General features: G+C 41.1%; 15 protein-coding genes and 1 pseudogene. 12 read left to right on the forward strand and 4 right to left on the reverse strand.

The features are described from left to right. Nucleotides 1-22 precede the first annotated feature (22 nt). Both ABN256_RS04645 and erpA read right to left on the reverse strand, forming a co-directional pair. Entirely contained in the window at nucleotides 23-157 is a 135-nt protein-coding gene (locus tag ABN256_RS04645; protein ID WP_349439216.1) for a hypothetical protein, read from the reverse strand. A 58-nt stretch (nucleotides 158-215) separates the two neighbouring features. Further along, nucleotides 216-560, reverse strand: coding sequence for an iron-sulfur cluster insertion protein ErpA (gene erpA, locus ABN256_RS04650; protein ID WP_064719135.1), 345 nt, complete (start codon nucleotides 558-560; stop codon nucleotides 216-218). A 275-nt stretch (nucleotides 561-835) separates the two neighbouring features. Here erpA and hemL point away from each other — a divergent pair, with 275 nt between their 5' ends. Next, nucleotides 836-2122 carry a glutamate-1-semialdehyde 2,1-aminomutase gene (gene hemL, locus ABN256_RS04655; protein ID WP_072070954.1) on the forward strand — a complete coding sequence of 429 codons (1287 nt, stop codon included), beginning with the start codon at nucleotides 836-838 and terminating at the stop codon, nucleotides 2120-2122. A gap of 73 nt (nucleotides 2123-2195) precedes the next feature. On the opposite strand, the pseudogene mrcB reads toward hemL, so the two are convergent. Further along, nucleotides 2196-4514: pseudogene (gene mrcB / locus ABN256_RS04660) on the reverse strand (bifunctional glycosyl transferase/transpeptidase); the annotation flags it as partial. A gap of 116 nt (nucleotides 4515-4630) precedes the next feature. After that, nucleotides 4631-7063, reverse strand: a complete 2433-nt coding sequence (hrpB, locus tag ABN256_RS04665; protein ID WP_349439219.1) for an ATP-dependent helicase HrpB — start codon at nucleotides 7061-7063, stop codon at nucleotides 4631-4633. Between the two features lie 85 nt (nucleotides 7064-7148). On the opposite strand from hrpB, the gene sfsA reads away from it, so the two are divergent. The 11 genes from sfsA to uhpC all read left to right on the forward strand — a co-directional run bounded on the left by sfsA (nucleotide 7149) and on the right by uhpC (nucleotide 17920). Beyond that, a complete protein-coding gene (sfsA, locus tag ABN256_RS04670) occupies nucleotides 7149-7859 on the forward strand; it encodes a DNA/RNA nuclease SfsA (RefSeq protein WP_196553594.1) in 711 nt (236 codons plus the stop codon). Nucleotides 7860-8055: 196 nt separating this feature from the next. After that, nucleotides 8056-8511: an RNA polymerase-binding protein DksA gene (gene dksA, locus ABN256_RS04675; protein WP_023580786.1), complete on the forward strand. Its 456-nt coding sequence runs from the start codon at nucleotides 8056-8058 to the stop codon at nucleotides 8509-8511. A gap of 54 nt (nucleotides 8512-8565) precedes the next feature. Further along, nucleotides 8566-9477, forward strand: coding sequence for a tRNA glutamyl-Q(34) synthetase GluQRS (gene gluQRS, locus ABN256_RS04680; RefSeq protein ID WP_115350413.1), 912 nt, complete (start codon nucleotides 8566-8568; stop codon nucleotides 9475-9477). 310 nt (nucleotides 9478-9787) lie between these two features. After that, nucleotides 9788-11125 carry a polynucleotide adenylyltransferase PcnB gene (pcnB, locus tag ABN256_RS04685; protein WP_502929688.1) on the forward strand — a complete coding sequence of 446 codons (1338 nt, stop codon included), beginning with the start codon at nucleotides 9788-9790 and terminating at the stop codon, nucleotides 11123-11125. Next, on the forward strand, nucleotides 11118-11612 hold the full coding sequence (folK, locus tag ABN256_RS04690) for a 2-amino-4-hydroxy-6-hydroxymethyldihydropteridine diphosphokinase (protein WP_164525980.1): 495 nt from the start codon (nucleotides 11118-11120) through the stop codon (nucleotides 11610-11612). The genes pcnB and folK overlap by 8 nt, the downstream gene beginning before the upstream one ends. Nucleotides 11613-11973: 361 nt before the next feature. Then, nucleotides 11974-12765, forward strand: coding sequence for a 3-methyl-2-oxobutanoate hydroxymethyltransferase (gene panB / locus ABN256_RS04695; protein WP_196553592.1), 792 nt, complete (start codon nucleotides 11974-11976; stop codon nucleotides 12763-12765). 43 nt (nucleotides 12766-12808) lie between these two features. After that, entirely contained in the window at nucleotides 12809-13660 is an 852-nt protein-coding gene (gene panC / locus ABN256_RS04700; protein WP_196553591.1) for a pantoate--beta-alanine ligase, read from the forward strand. A gap of 42 nt (nucleotides 13661-13702) precedes the next feature. Beyond that, complete coding sequence (gene panD / locus ABN256_RS04705) at nucleotides 13703-14083, forward strand: aspartate 1-decarboxylase (RefSeq protein ID WP_064719124.1); 381 nt, start codon at nucleotides 13703-13705, stop codon at nucleotides 14081-14083. A gap of 226 nt (nucleotides 14084-14309) precedes the next feature. Then, complete coding sequence (locus ABN256_RS04710; protein ID WP_072070962.1) at nucleotides 14310-14942, forward strand: response regulator transcription factor; 633 nt, start codon at nucleotides 14310-14312, stop codon at nucleotides 14940-14942. A 1-nt stretch (nucleotide 14943) separates the two neighbouring features. Further along, on the forward strand, nucleotides 14944-16500 hold the full coding sequence (locus ABN256_RS04715) for an MASE1 domain-containing sensor histidine kinase (RefSeq protein ID WP_072070963.1): 1557 nt from the start codon (nucleotides 14944-14946) through the stop codon (nucleotides 16498-16500). Nucleotides 16501-16567: 67 nt separating this feature from the next. After that, complete coding sequence (gene uhpC / locus ABN256_RS04720; protein WP_082151857.1) at nucleotides 16568-17920, forward strand: MFS transporter family glucose-6-phosphate receptor UhpC; 1353 nt, start codon at nucleotides 16568-16570, stop codon at nucleotides 17918-17920.

The following is a 17920-nucleotide window of genomic DNA, read 5'->3' on the forward strand; positions in this document are numbered from 1 at the left end:
GCGTAAAGCATTACGAGTGTTGCTATAACGCCACAGCACTACTGCACAGCCACGACGCCAAAGAATAAAAACAGCGTAAAGCATTACGAGTGTTGCTATAACGCCACAGCACTACTGCACAGCCACGACGCCAAAGAATAAAAACAGCGTGAAGCATTACGAGTGTTGCTATAACGCCACAGCACTACTGCACAGCCACGACGCCAAAGAAGGATTCAAATACTAAAGGAAGAGCCGCAACCACACGTACTCTTAGCATTAGGATTCGTCACAATAAAACGCGAACCCTCTAACCCCTCGGTATAATCCACACAACCGCCCACTAAATACTGCAAGCTCATTGGATCAACCACTAAAGCAACACCTTGTTTTTCTATGGTCATATCGCCGTCATTCATGGCATCATCAAAGGTAAAACCATACTGGAATCCGCTACAACCGCCACCCGTGATATAAACACGTAAACGCAGATTTGGATTTTCTTCATCTGCAATCAGATCTTTTACTTTATTTGCAGCCGCGTCAGTAAATTGTAACGGCAGAGCCATATCATCACTCATTGTTCACTCCAGACTGGGTATTCCAGCAAAAAAACAGCCAGCAAAAATTTATCTTTCTTGCTGATATAATGTGATGATTATCTAATACCTGCTCATAACCTTCAAGTTTGTTGTGGACAAAATACACTTTTTGCTACCTATCACTTTTTACGATAAATCACGTACCCACAATAACAGTGATAAATCAAAATGTTGTTGCCGTGTATTTGGCTTCATCTGCGCAGTGCTTTAGAATACGCCTTAATCTTACGCTCACCCATCATTAGGAGTCTGACATGAGCAAGTCTGAAACGCTTTATAATCTCGCACAACAAGTGATCCCCGGCGGTGTCAACTCACCTGTTAGAGCATTTAACGGTGTAGGTGGAACCCCTCTTTTTATTGAACGTGCTAATGGTGCGTATATTTATGATGTTGATGGACGAGCTTACCTTGACTATGTCGGCTCATGGGGACCGATGGTTTTAGGTCACAACCACCCTTCCATTCGTCATGCTGTTACTGACGCGGTACAAAAAGGCCTAAGCTTTGGCGCACCAACGGCGGCTGAAGTTGAAATGGCAAACCTAGTCACTGAACTGGTACCTTCCATGGACATGGTTCGTATGGTGAACTCAGGTACAGAAGCGACGATGAGCGCGATTCGCCTTGCTCGTGGTTACACGGGTCGTGACAAAATCATTAAATTTGAAGGTTGCTACCACGGCCATGCAGATTGCCTATTAGTTAAAGCGGGCTCAGGCGCACTAACGATGGGACAACCCAATTCACCGGGTGTGCCTGCTGATTTTGTCAAACACACCTTAACCTGTACTTACAACGATTTAAATTCTGTACGCCAAGCCTTTGAAAATTATCCTGAAGAAGTCGCTTGTATTATCGTTGAACCTGTTGCGGGTAACATGAACTGTGTACCGCCAAAAGCAGATTTCTTACCGGGTTTACGTGCGTTATGTGATGAATTTGGTGCACTACTAATTATTGATGAAGTAATGACTGGTTTTCGTGTTGCATTAGGTGGCGCACAAGCTTATTACGATGTTGATCCTGACTTAACATGCTTAGGTAAAATCATCGGTGGCGGTATGCCAGTCGGTGCATTTGGCGGACATATGGAAGTGATGTCTAAACTCGCGCCAATCGGCCCTGTTTATCAAGCAGGTACGCTATCTGGTAACCCAATTGCAATGGCGGCAGGTCTAGCGTGTTTACACGAAGTCTCACAACCGGGTGTTCATCAAACATTAAATGAGCTAACAACAATGCTGGCTGATGGCTTACTTGAAAAAGCACAACAAGCCGGAATTCCAATGGTTATCAACCATGTTGGTGGTATGTTTGGTCTGTTCTTTACCGATGCAAAAGAAGTCACTTGCTACCAAGATGTCATGAACTGCGATGTTGAACGCTTTAAGCAATTCTTCCATTTAATGCTAGAAAAACGCGTCTACCTTGCGCCTTCTGCATTTGAAGCGGGCTTTATGTCTATCGCGCATACCAAAGAAGATATTCAACGCACGATTGATGCGGCGGAATATGCATTTATGCAGATGAAAGGCTAGTTATCCCTGTTCGGAAATCAACAAAAAACGGCACTTATGTGCCGTTTTTATTTTAGCTAATCGGCGTGATTACCTACTCAGAAAACAGATCTTGTAACCACTTTGGTGCGCCGCTTTCATCGGTATCTTGCTGAATAGGTGTGCATAATCCATCTGGGTTTGCTGTCCATACAGGTAATGTACGCACACCGCCACCATAACAAGCAAAGTTACCTTGGGCATCAACAGACATCTCTGCAATATCTTCTGGCACTGGTGGATTTAATTTCAGCGGTGCTTGGTTCTCTAAATAGTTGCGATATAACAATAACGCACCTGTTGATCCCGTTAAGTTTGTTGGACCATTATTGTCACGCCCCATCCATGCAATGGTGACTTCTTTACCATCAATTCCCGCAAACCAGCTATCACGTAAATCGTTAGTCGTACCGGTTTTACCTGCAAGGTTGTAATTACCAAATTTTGGTTTTAATACACGCCATGCTGTTCCTGAATTAACCACTTGTTGCATACCAAATAACGTCATATAAGCGGCTTGAGGCGAAACAGTCGTTTCAGCTTGAGGATAACTTTGATAAAGCACAGTACCATCTTGAGTAATAACCGAACGCAATGACGATATTTTTGCTCTGTTACCTAAACTACCAATCGTTTGAAATGTTTGAGCAACTTCCATGGGTGTTAAGTTTAACGCCCCTAGAAGCATCGCTGGTACTTTTTCCAGATTCTCCGCAGGTGCTCCCAAGTTAATCCATGTTTTGATCACTTGGTCTAACCCCACTTCTAAACCAAGATTCACAGTGGGTATATTACGCGATGTTGCTAACGCATCCACCAGCATTAATTTGCCTTTATAACCACGATCGTAGTTACGAGGTTGCCAAGGTTTGCCCCCTGGAATAGGCACAGAAATAGGTTCATCTGCAAGCCATGTATTTAAGCGGAAACGTTCTGGTTCACTTAATGCCGTTAAGTAGGTAGCCGGTTTTGCTAAAGAGCCAATTGAACGACGGGCTGATAATGCACGGTTAAAACCTGCATATTGTGGTTGTGAGCCTCCCACTAAGGCGCGAACTTCACCACTTAAGCGATCCACAACAACCATCGCCCCTTCAAGATCGTCAATTTTACGAACTTTACGTATATCCGCGACACCCACTTCAACGGCTTTTTCAGCCGCATCTTGCGATACAGGATCTAATGTAGTGAAAATTTTTGTACCTGATAAATCATTTACTTTATCGCCTAAAGTTGTTTGTAGCTCTTGGCGAACCAATTGCATAAATGCAGGTTGCGGTGTTAGTGCTTCACTGCGTGGCTTCACACCTAAAGGACGTGCGCTAAGTACATTGTAAAGCTCTTGATCGATGATCTCTTGAGTTTGCAGTAGCTTTAACACCACATTACGGCGTTCAAGTGCAGATTTAGGATTACGCCATGGGTTATAAGCCGAAGCACCTTTTACCATTCCTACTAGAAGTGCTTGCTGATCAAGACTTAATTCATCAACAGGACGGCCAAAATAGTAGAGGCTCGCTAAAGGAAAACCACGAATTTGCTCATCACCACTTTGTCCTAAAAAGACTTCATTAAGATACAGCTCTAGAATGCGATCTTTGCTATAACTTGCATCCATAATGATCGCCATATAGGCTTCATTCAGCTTTCTTTTTAACGTTCTTTCATTTGTTAGGAATAAGTTTTTGACTAACTGTTGCGTGAGTGTACTCCCGCCTTGAACCGCTTTACCCGCGGTAAAGTTTGCCAATACTGCACGCCCAATAGAATAAAGGCTGATCCCGTCATGCTCATAGAAGCGACGATCTTCTGTTGCAATTAATGTATCCACTAATAATTGTGGGAATTTATCTCTCGCCAAGAACAAACGTTGTTCACCATTGGCAGATTGCATCATGGTAATTAATTTAGGATCAAGACGGAAAAAACCAAACTGACGCTGATTTCCCATATTTGTGATGCTAACGAGAGAATTTTGCTCAAAAGACAACTTAGCCAAAATTTGCTCTTCACGGCCATCTGGGAAATCAAAAGGTCGGCGCAACATCTCAATCGTGTTGCCTCTTACCACAAATTCACCGGGACGTGTGATTTTGTTGACATTACGATATTGCATGCCTTCAAGTAAGCTCACCATCTCTTTTTGGCTATAATTCATGCCCGGCTCTAAGTTAACGGTGCGTCCGTAAACAGCAGCAGGCAATTCCCAAACATTGCCATCAAGGCGCTCTTTGATTTGAGAATGTAAATAAACACCATAAATGCCCATTAAAACCGCAACTACAACCGCAATTTTAACAAATAACCAAAACCAAAAACGACCTCTTTTGGCTTGTTTTGCTGGTCTTTTCTTTCTACTCATGAACTGTATCTCTCATTAAAACCCCTTTATCACGGGATAAAGAAGCCTAACATTGTCGCTATTTTTCTGTGTGATCACACAAGAAAGCTCTCAAATATAAATAACACTAGGTTAAAACTTGCATTTATTTATTGGCTATATTTTTTTACTCGCCGAGTCGGTGCGGTATTGGCTGGGTCGTCTGGCCATAAATGCTTGGGGTAACGCCCTTTCATCTCTTTTTGTACCTCTTTATAACTTCCAACCCAAAACGTTGCTAAGTCTTGTGTTTTTTGAATAGGCCGATGAGCGGGTGATAATAACTCCATTACAACAGGTAATTGACCATTTGCTACAATAGGGCTTTGTTTCTCACCATAAACTTCTTGAATGCGGATCGCGATCACTGGTGGTAACTCTAGATCATATTGGATAGCCACTTTTGTACCTGTTGGTGCTAAATAGTGCGTTGGAAATAAATTTTGTAGCAACTGATTTTCATGCCATGTTAATTGGTTTTTAATAATTGTATTAATATCAATTTGTTGCAATGCTTTTAATGTTTGAATTTCACCCAATTCAGGCAACAACCATGCTTCTAAAGTTTCAAGTAATACAGATCCACCTAAATCAGGTAATAAGGCTTCTGGACACCATTTTTTCGCTAAAGAAAGCCGTATAAAAAACTGATTAGTCTCTTCACTAAGGGCTAATGCATTTAAGCCGTTATCTCTCAACCAATTCAATAATGCTTGTTGCATTTGTTGTTTATTGGGTTTGTCTAATTGACGCTGACTTAAGGTTAGTCGCCCTAATTGGCGTTGTTGCCAAGCAATTAACGTACCGCGTTTTTCATCCCATTCAACCGTGGTATTTTCTTCAATAAGTTCAGAAAAGGTCGTTGATATTTCATCAATATCAATAGGTAGCGCTAATAAAATGCGCGCATCAGCATAATGTGTATTTTGAAGTAACAACGGCGCTAAAATCCAAGGTGCATCACTTATTGCTTGAGTGTCGTCCATCATTGCCCCCTGCCCATTGGCTAAACGAAAACGGCCTTGATTATCACGATTTTTAGCAATTCTATCAGGAAACCCGACAACTAATAATGACCCTAATAATTCTGGACAAAAAGTCCCTTTTCGATGTTGAGAAAGTTGCTTTTCACGTCGTGTCCAGAAAGTATTTTTTTGTTGAGCAATCCACTCTAAATTAATTTCTTGCCCTCGTGGTGGTTCTTCTAGGATTGCACATAATCGAGAAGCCGTAACAAGATGATTGTCACTTTGTTCACTAGCATAATCTAATATTGCCGCGAGTCGAGGCTCTATTCCCCATTGCGCCATACGCAAGCCACGCGGTGTTAACCCATCTTGTTTATCAATAGCGCCTAAACGATACAATAAATCTTTAGCTGCATTCAATGCTTGTGACGAAGGTGTATCTAACCAGTTTAACTGGTTAATATCGCGACATCCCCATTGCAATACGGAAAGCCATAATGAGGATAAATCGCTACTTAAAATTTCTGGTACTTGATGAGAGGCAATTCGTTGTGATTGTTCTTGACTCATTAAATGCCAGCAAATTCCAGCCTCAAGGCGACCCGCACGCCCAGCTCTTTGTGTTTGTGATGATTGACTAATTCTCTGGCGTAGCAAGCTGGTGATACCGCTTTTTAAATCAAACTGAGCGCGTTTCTCAATTGTACTATCCAATACAAGGCGGATACCTTCAATTGTTAAGCTGGTTTCTGCGATATTGGTCGCAAGTACCACTTTTCGATAGCCTTGCTCTGTTGGTTCTATCGCCTTTTGTTGTTCAGCTAATGAAAGAGCGCCATACAGTGGGAACAGCAATACTGAATTGTCTACTTTATCTTTTAGTATTTCAGTAACACGCATAATCTCTGCGCTACCCGGCAAGAATATCAACATGGAGCCTGTTTCTTGTGCCAGTAATCGCAAAGCCATGGTGGCAATTTCTTGTTCAAAAGGTTGATGCGTATTGATAGGAAAATAGCATCGTTCTACGGGATAACTGCGCCCTTGAGCGCTGATCATGGGCGCCTCAGGTAATAATGTCGTGAGTTTTTGATTATCTAATGTTGCAGACATAATCAAAACACGCAAATCATCGCGTAATCCCATTTGGACATCGAGTAATAGAGCCAGCGCTAAATCAGCCTGTAAACTGCGTTCATGAAATTCATCTAATATCACAAGACTGATGCCTGTCAGTTCTGGATCTTGCTGTAACATGCGGTTTAATACACCTTCTGTTACCACTTCAAGTCGAGTGTGCTGGCTCACTTTGCTTTCTGCTTTCATACGATAGCCTATCGTATGACCCACTTCTTCATTAAGCTGGCTTGCTAAACGATAAGCAATGCTTTTAGCGGCAATTCGTCTTGGCTCTAATAAAATTATTTTGCCATCAAAAAGGTTTTGCTGAAGTAAATAGAGGGGAAGCGCTGTTGATTTACCTGCACCTGTTGGCGCATGAAGTAAGACTTGTGGGGATTGTTTTAACGCAGTAACGATATTTTCCGTTACCTCAAAGATTGGCAATAAATGCACACAGGCTCCATGATTCATTAACTTTCTCGGCTTGGCATTGTAGCATTAGCGCTTTATTAAAGATCGTATTTTCATCGGAGTTGTCATGAAATTTGAGCAACCGCTACAATCTGCCACTTTACTAAAACGATATAAGCGTTTTTTAGCAGACGTTGTTACCCCTGATGGGGAAGAATTCACGCTTCATTGTGCCAACACAGGCGCAATGACAGGATGTGCGACTCCCGGTGATACGGTTTGGTATTCCACCTCTTCAAATGCAAAAAGAAAATACCCACATAGTTGGGAACTGACACAGACTCAAACTGATGATTGGATTTGTGTTAATACCTTAAGAGCGAATGGTATTGTTGCAGATGCCATTGAAGCAGGTGACATTCCAGAATTATCTGAATATGAAGAGATAAAACGAGAAATCAAATACGGGAATGAAAATAGTCGTATTGACATTTTACTTAAATCAAATCATAAAGTTGACTGCTATATTGAAGTGAAGTCAGTCACATTGTTAGATAGTGGAATGGGTTATTTTCCTGATGCCAAAACACAACGTGGCCAGAAACATCTTCGAGAGTTGACGGCTATCGCAAAATTGGGCTTAAGGGCTGTCTTATTCTACGCAGTTCCCCATACTGGCATTACGGAAGTGACTGTTGCTAAAGAGATTGACCCTGACTATGCTTCATTGCTAAAAGAAGCACATGATGCAGGGGTTGAAATTTTGTGTTATCGCATCAATATTAGTGAATACAATTTAACAATTGGACAGCAATTACCTTTCATTTCAAATGGTTAATTGTTTTTCATGGCTTTAGTTAAGCATTTTTTAACTAAAAAGGGACATTTACTTGCGTGCCTTCACACCATGAGAAAACTTATTAAAGGAATAATTGCTATCCTCGCGGGCATCTGCTATTTATAGCGCCCTATTTTTTCCCCTTCCTGTTTTGAAGGTGGGGATTATTCAGAAATGCGTATGTAGGAGAAGCATTATGCAAGAAGGGCAAAAGCGTAAAACATCGTCCATGAGCATTCTCGCTATTGCTGGCGTTGAGCCATATCAGGAAAAAGCGGGCGAAGAGTACATGAACGAAGCCCAATTAGCGCATTTTAAGCTAATACTTGAATCTTGGCGCAATCAGCTCAGGGATGAAGTCAACCGCACCGTTACTCATATGCAAGATGAGGCGGCAAACTTCCCCGATCCCGTTGACCGTGCTGCACAAGAAGAAGAATTCAGTCTTGAGCTGCGTAACCGTGATCGTGAACGTAAACTCATTAAGAAAATCGAGAAAACACTGAAAAAAGTTGAAGATGATGACTTCGGCTTCTGTGAATCTTGTGGCGTTGAAATCGGCATCCGCCGTTTAGAAGCTCGCCCTACCGCCGATTTATGTATCGACTGTAAAACATTAGCTGAAATCCGTGAAAAGCAGATGGCTGGCTAATTGATGAGCCAACGCCTCAACCTGATACGTTGAGGCGTTTATCTGAATCTTTCGATGCACGAGATTACAGACTATATTGGGCGCTTTGCGCCATCACCAACGGGTCAACTTCATTTTGGCTCATTGGTTACTGCACTTGGTAGTTACCTTCAAGCTCGCGCACACCACGGGCGTTGGCTTCTTCGCATCGATGATATTGATCCTTCTAGAGAACCCCCTGATACGACATCCTTAATTATTCGCACATTAGAGCGTTATGGATTGTTTTGGGATGGTGATATTCTTTATCAATCACAACGCCATGATGCTTATCATGAAATACTGTCCGCACTTTGGCGAGAAGGTATCTGTTATCACTGCCAGTGTAGCCGTCATCGTTTGCATGATTTGGGTGGTGTGTATGATAATCACTGTCGCCACCACGCTCCGTTAGCGAATAGCGAGACACCTTTTGATAAAAACAGTGCATGGCGACTGATCCAGCAGCACCCTGTTTATCATTTTGAAGACATGATCCAAGGCACCTATTATTCTAAAAGTACATCTATCGTACTAGAAGATATGATTATTCACAGAAAAAATAACTTATTTGCGTATAATCTAGTGACGGTGATTGATGATAATTATCAAGGTGTGACCGAAGTGGTAAGAGGTGCTGATCTACTTGATCCCACATTGCGACAAATCAGTTTACATAAACAACTGAATTTACCTATTCCGCGTTATGCTCATTTGCCTTTAGCAATAAATCATGACGGTAATAAATTATCGAAACAAAATCACGCACATGCATTGCCGGATTCTGATCCAAGACCCGTCATTATCGATGCTTTACAATTTCTTAATCAGCCGATTATCGCTGGCTGGCAGGATTATTCGTTAGCATCATTATTAGAGATTGCGATTGCGCAGTGGTCACCTTCTGAGATTTTAAAACAAAATCATCAGCAACAAGGATACGAATAAACCACACAAAGCATTCTCAAAAAATGTTCAGTAGGCTATGATTAGCCGCTTAATTTTTTTAATTATTAGAATTTATTATTCGAGGTGTCATATTTTTAATCGAGTAGCACATTTCTGCCGTAATCTGCTAGGGCGACAAACAACGTCATCAGACACACAACCGGTAGCAAGTGAAAGGCCAGTCACAACAGCATCTGACCGACCAATACAAGAAACACAGAAACCTGTGCGTCGGCGTCCTGCTATATCCGCAGACCGTCCCCGTAAGAAAAAGAGTAATAAAGAAAAGGCGAACGGGAGTGATTTGCCAATGACTGTGATCCCAAGAGATCAACACCCAATTTCACGTAAAGACATCAGTGACAATGCATTAAAAGTGCTTTATCGCCTAAATAACTCTGGTTTTCAGGCTTATTTAGTCGGTGGTGGTGTCCGTGACTTACTACTGGGAAAAAAACCAAAAGATTTTGATATTGCCACAAATGCAACCCCTGAAGATGTACGTCGATTATTCCGCAACAGTCGTTTAGTTGGTCGTCGTTTTCGTCTTGCACATATCATGTTTGGCCCTGAAGTGATTGAAGTGGCCACTTTCCGTGGCTCTCATGAAGATCATGAAATTTCAGATAACAACCAATCACAGCAAGCACAAAGCGGTATGTTACTGCGCGACAATATTTTTGGCTCCATTGAAGAAGATGCCATCCGTCGTGACTTTACATTAAACAGCCTCTATTACGGTGTTGATGATTTTGCTGTGCGTGATTACGTTGGAGGTTTAGCTGATCTTAAAGCTGGCATTATTCGTTTGATTGGCGATCCTGAGACACGTTACCGCGAAGATCCCGTTAGAATGTTAAGAGCTATTCGCTTTGCCAGTAAGCTTGATATGCAAATTGCACCTGAAACCGCAGAGCCAATTAGCAGACTTGCGCCATTATTACGTAATATTCCTTCAGCTCGTCTGTTTGAAGAATCACTGAAATTATTACAAACAGGGCAAGGCTATAAAACATATAAACTCATGTGTCGCCATCAGTTGCTTGAGCCGCTGTTCCCGCTAGTAGCATCAAAAATGACAGAACAACATGATACGCCGATGGAGAGAATGCTGGATCAAGTTCTCAAAAATACAGACTATCGTATTAATAAAGATATGCGTGTTAATCCGGCATTCTTATTTGCGGCAATGTTGTGGTATCCATTAATCGAACATGCAGAGAAATTAGTCCAAGAAAGTGGTCTTTCTTACTATGATTCTTTCGCTATGGCGATGAATGATATTTTAGATGAACAATGCCGTACAATTGCAATTCCAAAACGCATTACAACCATGATGCGTGATATCTGGCAATTACAGCAACGTTTACCTAAACGCCAAGGCCGTCGTGCGAATAAATTACTTGAGCACCCTAAATTCCGTGCAGCGTTCGACTTACTGGAATTACGTGCCAATGTACAACGCAATCCAGAGCTTCAAGCGTTAGCAAGCTGGTGGGCTGATTTCCAAGCCTCTAACAACACGCAGCAACGCTCAATGGTCTCAGAATTAGGACAAGCACCTGTTCGTAGACGCCCTCGCCCACGTAAGCGTCCTCGCCATCCAAGTGCAAAAACAGCATCAAGACAAGAGAACAATAATGAGTAAACAGACAAAACGTGTTTATATCATTTTAGGTAGCAATTTGAATTCACCTGAGGATCAGGTAAATTCAGCAATTAAAGCAATCAGTGAGATCCCACAAACCACACTGATTGCTCAATCTTCCTGGTATCGTACTCGCCCTATGGGGCCACAAGATCAACCCGATTTTCTTAATGTTGCCGTCGCCGTTGATACAACCTTGACGCCAGAAATCTTGCTTGATAACACTCAAGCGATTGAACTAGCACAAGGTCGCGTCAGAAAAGAAGGTAACCGCTGGGGCCCTAGAACGTTGGATCTCGATATCATGTTATTTGGTGATGAAGTGATCCAAACAGAGCGTTTAACAGTGCCTCATTACGGGCTAAAAGTCCGTGAATTTATGCTCTATCCATTAGCCGAATTAGCACCAGATCTTCGCTTTCCTGATGGTGAGTTATTAGCAGATAGATTAGCGTTAGTGCCTGAAAATGGCATGGAAAAGTGGTGATACCACGTAAGTCCTCCACTAAAGCTAAAGGTTGATACTGTAAAAAATAAACACGGTATCAGCCTCTATCTCACTACCACACATTCACTGTATTACAACCCCACCTTTATGACCTTCTCGCCATTTGAATGATTGTAGCTTTATTCCTATCACTAACTGATTGACATATATAATCTTTTCTTATTAATCATTCTTTTTTATTACTCATTTAACTACTTTTTCTTCGTTTTTAGTCCTTAAATGCTACAATCGAAAGCGGCTTTATATTTGTGATTTGAAAATTTACTTAATAAACAAATAATTATGTGAAGTATTTTATTTTATCTGCACACAAAAACCAACAATGATGGAGTTTGTTATAATGAAACCCACGACGCTTTCAACGCTAAATCGCTATAAGCAAGAAAAGAAAAAATTCGCTACGATCACCGCTTATGATGCAAGTTTTGCCCGCCTTTTCGCACAAGAAGGTATTCAAGCCATGCTTATTGGTGATTCATTGGGAATGACGCTACAAGGCCATAGCAGTACATTACCGGTTACTGTTGAGCAAATCGCCTATCACACCCGCTGTGTCAGAGCAGGTGCGCCGAACGCTTTTTTAATTGCTGATATGCCCTTTATGTCATATGCAACCCCAGAACAAGCTTGCCTTACTGCTGGTACCTTGATGCAAGCAGGGGCAAATATGGTGAAAATTGAAGGCGGTAATTGGCTTATTCCTACTGTTGAAATGCTAACAGAGCGCGCAGTACCCGTGTGTATTCACCTAGGATTAACGCCACAATCAGTCAACGTATTTGGCGGTTATAAAGTCCAAGGCAGAAAAGATTATGAAGCAGAGCAATTAAAGCAAGATGCAATCGCTCTTGAGAATGCAGGTGCTCAACTTGCGGTATTAGAGTGTGTGCCGGTTTCACTCGCCAAAACCATCACCAATGCATTAACAGTACCTGTGATAGGTATTGGTGCTGGAAATGTCACTGATGGGCAAATTCTGGTTATGCACGATTTATTAGGTTTAACACCTCAAGCACCGAAGTTCTCAAAAGATTTTTTACAAGAAGCCGGCTCATTAAAAGGCGCAGTTAGCCTTTATGTTCAGCAAGTAGAACAAGGCCTGTTTCCACAAGAGCAACATTCATTTAACTGATTTACCATCTCAATTTATAAATATCGTTTAAAGGAGTCACGCCGTGCTAATTATTGAAACTACGCTTATCTTACGCAGAGAAATCAAGCGATTAAAGCAAGAAGGTAAACGCATTGCATTGGTTCCAACAATGGGCAATCTTCATGAAGGTCATTTGAAACTGATTGAAGAAGCTCGTATTCATGCCGATGTGGTGATTGCGTCTATTTTTGTTAATCCACTTCAATTTGATAGAGAAGCCGATTTAGCAAATTACCCTCGTACTTTACAAGAAGATTGTGAATTATTGCGTGATAAAAATGTAGATATCATCTTTGCACCATCAGCAAAAGAGATGTATCCACATGGTATGGAAAATCAAACAACGGTTGATGTACCTGTACTTTCTACTGTATTGGAAGGTGCAAGCCGCCCAGGACATTTTCGTGGTGTAACTACTGTCGTCAGTAAACTGTTTAATCTTGTTCAACCCGATATTGCAATGTTTGGTGAAAAAGATTTCCAACAACTGCAAATTATCAAGAAGATGGTAAGTGATTTATGTATGGATATCAGCATCGTTCCTGTTGCTATCGTACGTAATAAAGAAGGGCTTGCATTAAGCTCTCGTAATCGCCTGTTATCCGAGAATGAAAAACAGCAAGCCCCTAAGCTTTATCAAGCTATACAAGTTATTGCCGAGCAATTAAAGTCAGGCAATCACGATGTAAACCAATTACTGCAAAATGCAAAAAGCACATTAGAAAGCCAAGGTTTTCGCGCTGATGAATGCTTTATTTGCGATGCAGATACACTCACTCCATTAAATGAAGAGAGCCGTCGTGCTGTTATTTTAATGGCTGCGTGGTTAGGTAATACTCGCCTTATTGATAATCAGCAAGTTGATCTTGTTTAATTAATTTGGTGTATTGATTATAAAAGAATAGGAAACACAACAATGCTACGCACTATGTTACAAGGCAAACTTCACCGCGTAAAAGTGACACAAGCCGATCTTCATTATGAAGGCTCTTGCGCGATTGATCAGGATTTCATGGATGCTGCTGGTATTCTTGAAAATGAAGCAATTGATATTTATAACGTAGATAATGGTGAACGCTTTTCAACTTACGCAATTTGTGCGGAAAGAGGTTCACGAATTATTTCAGTCAATGGTGCAGCTGCACGTCGAGCCGCCGTTGGTGATCGCTTAATTATTTGCTCTTATGTACAAATTCCTGATAGTGATGCGCGTAGCCATAAACCCAATATTGCATATTTTGAAGACAACAATGAAATGAAACGCATAGCCAAAGCCGTGCCGGTTCAAGTTGCCTAATTAATAAAATATTAATCACTTCCCATAGGCAGAGGTTCCCTGCTTATGGGAAATAATAACAATAAATAACCTATTGTTATTATTTGCTTGTCACGATTCACCTTGATAAAAACGAGATATAAGATTCAAAACCGTATTTCTTCTCCCTTTTTGCTCGCTTATCATCCTGTAGCTTGTTATAAATCAGGTAAGTATTATCTGACTACTCTCTGACTAATAAAAAATTATGATAAAAGTTGCTTTAGTGGATGATCACATTGTTGTGCGTTCTGGCTTTGCACAGCTGTTAATGCTAGAACCCGATATTCACATTGTGGGTGAGTATTCTAATGGGCAAGAAGCATGGCCTTATTTAGCGCATGATGATATTGATGTTGCTGTCATGGATCTCTCTATGCCGGGTGAAAGTGGTTTACAACTGCAGAGCCGTTTAAAACAAAAACGCCCTGATTTTCGTACAATTATTTTAAGTATTTATGATACCCCCGCCTTTGTTCAAAGCGCACTTGATTCAGGTGCTCGTGGTTATTTAACCAAACGTTGTGGCCCCGAAGAATTAGTTCAAGCAGTACGCGCCGTACATCAAGGTGGCTGTTATCTTTGCTCTGATGCCATGAAAGCATTACGACATACCCCTGAGAAAGAAGATGCTCTGCATACATTAACGCCCCGTGAAAGAGAAATTTTCAACCTTTTAGTTCAAGGCGTTAATGTCAAAACAATTGCTGTACAACTTAATCTTAGCCATAAAACTGTACACGTTCATCGCGCTAATGTACTTGGCAAATTAGGCTGTGAAACAACCATCGATTTAGTCCATTTCGCCTTAAAAAATCAGTTGATCACAGGATCGCTGTAACATGAAAAGAGGACTGCGTTTTCTTCTTCAATCCCTCTTTTTATTACTCACCTACTCTTTACTTTGGCTATCACTTTGGGTGATTGGTTTCTATTTAAGTAAAAATGGGCAACAAGCAGCCCTTTTCTTACCTCAAGGTCTGCGATTAGCCTTGATTATTTTGCTTTGGCGGCGCTTTTGGCTACCGATGTTATTTGCTGAATGGGGGCTTTATTACTGGCTAACACAAGAGCAGTTAATTACCCATGCTATTATTTATCTTTCTCCATTATTAAGCCTAATTATCGCCTTAGAAGTTCAACGTATTTGGTGGCGGTATCCACTCTACTGGCAACGCTTAACCTTGTTAATTGGCGCTGTTGGCTTTAATAGTCTGTTACAAGCCTTTATTCTTGGCTTTTTTATTAATACCACCAGCGGAGTTTTTCTAACCTCAGTCACCGGTGGCATATTACTCGCACCTTTTGTTTTTTTACTTTATGAATATCTTCGTGAATTACAAAGTCGAACGTTAATCTCTGATGGAACACCTGATCCTCCGTTAAGAACATCATTATTAATGTGGGGATTTTTATTTTGCCTTATTGGATTAAGCGCACAGTTTTTCTTAACACCAGAAATAGAGCGTTTATTAGTTATTCTCGTTTTTATTCCTAACGTCTTTATGGCCTACCGTTATGGCTGGCAAGGTGGTGTATTATCAGCATTACTAGGAAGCTTAATTATTACCTTTGCTCGCCAAGTAAACGGCGCATTTAATGACTTACGTGAATTAGAAATGTTCTTAACCACGCAAGCTATTATTGGCATTGGTTTAGGGATAGCAATAAGCCGTCAACAGCAATTAGCCCATAATTTACGTCATTATCGATTACGTCTAGAGCAAGAACTTCAAGCCAGACGTGAATTAATGGAGCAACTGGTTCATACCGAAGAAGATGTAAAAAAAGCGATTGCCCGCGAGTTACATGATGAAATTGGACAAAATATTACTGCAATCCAAATTCAATCGATGCTAATGAAGAAAACGGCCAATAACGATAAAACGCGACAAACGGGCGAACAAATAGAACGCCTAGCATTGCAAATTCATCAATCTACACGTCAACTTCTACGACAATTGCGCCCACCTGTTTTAGAAGAAATGTCGCTTGAAAAAGCCCTTCACCATTTAATCAACGAATTTGCCTTTAATGACAATGGCATCACCTGTAATTTTAATTATTCATTAGATAAAGAGCCTGAAAACGAAACCATAATTTTTACTCTCTACCGTTTGGTACAAGAGTTATTAAATAATATTAGTAAACATGCCAACGCAACCTATATTGAAGTTTCATTAACCCAAAACAAAAACTGCCTACGGTTGATCATTAGCGATAATGGTATTGGTATGCTCCCCACATCATTATCAACACAACAAAGTAGCGGTTTTGGATTGCGTGGCATTGAAGAACGCATTCGCGCTTTAGGTGGAGAATGGGAAGTGATAAATCATCACGGCACGAAAATAATTGTTAACTTACCCACAAATTCAAAAGAAAACAGTGAAAACTAAGAATAAGTCTTAGTCATCTACAACCTTATCTCATTCTTTTTCGCGACATTTTTTTTACATTTGCAACATCAAAGAGGATGTTATGTCAGGTAAAAATTCGGCATCAATAAATAAGACCTATAACTTTTGGCGCAAAAATTTAATGCTGTCGATGATTATTGGTTATGCCACTTTCTATCTCACACGTAAAAGCGTCAACTTTGTGATGCCCGTTATGCAGATTGAATTGAATTTAGATAAAGGAGATATCGGTTGGATAGCCAGCCTTTTTTATCTCACTTACGGTTTATCTAAATTTGTTTCTGGTATTTTCCATGATAGATGGGGATACCGCTGGTTTATGGGTGTGGGATTAGTGATGACTGGCATTATGAATATTATTTTTGCCTATTGTCTTTCATTTCCTGCACTGCTTTTGGTCTGGGCACTAAATGGTTTCTTTCAAGGCTTTGGCTGGCCGCCTTGTGCAAGGTTGTTAACACACTGGTATTCACGTAATGAGCGCGGCTTCTGGTGGGGATTATGGAATATTTCAATCAACCTTGGCGGGATGAGTCTTCCCATTTTAACAGCGTGGCTAGCGACGCATTATAGTTGGCAAGTGGCACTGCTTGTACCTGGTATTATCGGCATTATTATTGGGTTATGGCTATGCGTGCGGTTAAAAGGCACTCCGGTAGAAGAAGGATTGCCTACCGTCGGTGTATGGCGACGTGATGTTTTTGAACTACGTCAAGAGCAAGCTTCTCCACCTAAACCGATGCTAACTATTTTGAAAGAGAGCATTTTATTTAACCGAATGATTTGGTTGCTAGGATTTTCTTATATTTTGGTTTATCTCATACGTATGGCGATAAACGATTGGGGAAATATCTGGTTATCAGAAACACATGGCGCCAACTTATTGAGTGCTAATGCCATCCTCTCTTTATTTGAAGTGGGTGGTTTATTAGGGGCGTTATGTTCAGGTTGGGGCTCGGATCTCTTATTCCGAGGCCAACGAGCACCAATGATATTACTGTTTTCACTCGGACTTTTTACCGCAGTGGCAGCCCTTTGGTTAATTCCAATTCATCATTATGCTCTACTCGCAGCCTGTTTTTTTAGTATCGGTTTTTTCGTGTTCGGACCACAGATGTTAATCGGGCTTGCTGCAACAGAATATTGCCATAAAAACGCGGCAGGCACGGTAACTGGCTACTTGGGATTGTATGCCTACTTAGGGGCAGCAATGGCAGGTTGGCCATTAAGTCAGGTCATGGCGCATTATGGTTGGACTGGGATGTTTGCATTATTAACCAGTGCTGCGGCCTTAATGGGACTACTGCTAATGCCGTTGTTGATTGCTGATGTCAGCAAACAAGAGCATTTAGTAGGCCCTCTTTCATTTTCCGATGACGACACATTTAAAAGGTTCTGA

It is taken from the genome of Proteus sp. fly-1008, assembly GCF_040140305.1.
GTDB classification, from domain to species: Bacteria; Pseudomonadota; Gammaproteobacteria; order Enterobacterales; family Enterobacteriaceae; genus Proteus; species Proteus vulgaris_B.

Coding starts and splice junctions, on each gene's coding strand:
- ABN256_RS04645 (WP_349439216.1), bottom strand. CDS start 157: ATGCTTCACGCTGTTTTTATTCTTTGGCGTCGTGGCTGTGCAGTAGTG.
- erpA (WP_064719135.1), bottom strand. CDS start 560: ATGAGTGATGATATGGCTCTGCCGTTACAATTTACTGACGCGGCTGCA.
- hemL (WP_072070954.1), top strand. CDS start 836: ATGAGCAAGTCTGAAACGCTTTATAATCTCGCACAACAAGTGATCCCC.
- sfsA (WP_196553594.1), top strand. CDS start 7,149: ATGAAATTTGAGCAACCGCTACAATCTGCCACTTTACTAAAACGATAT.
- dksA (WP_023580786.1), top strand. CDS start 8,056: ATGCAAGAAGGGCAAAAGCGTAAAACATCGTCCATGAGCATTCTCGCT.
- gluQRS (WP_115350413.1), top strand. CDS start 8,566: ATGCACGAGATTACAGACTATATTGGGCGCTTTGCGCCATCACCAACG.
- pcnB (WP_502929688.1), top strand. CDS start 9,788: ATGACTGTGATCCCAAGAGATCAACACCCAATTTCACGTAAAGACATC.
- folK (WP_164525980.1), top strand. CDS start 11,118: ATGAGTAAACAGACAAAACGTGTTTATATCATTTTAGGTAGCAATTTG.
- panB (WP_196553592.1), top strand. CDS start 11,974: ATGAAACCCACGACGCTTTCAACGCTAAATCGCTATAAGCAAGAAAAG.
- panD (WP_064719124.1), top strand. CDS start 13,703: ATGCTACGCACTATGTTACAAGGCAAACTTCACCGCGTAAAAGTGACA.
- ABN256_RS04710 (WP_072070962.1), top strand. CDS start 14,310: ATGATAAAAGTTGCTTTAGTGGATGATCACATTGTTGTGCGTTCTGGC.
- ABN256_RS04715 (WP_072070963.1), top strand. CDS start 14,944: ATGAAAAGAGGACTGCGTTTTCTTCTTCAATCCCTCTTTTTATTACTC.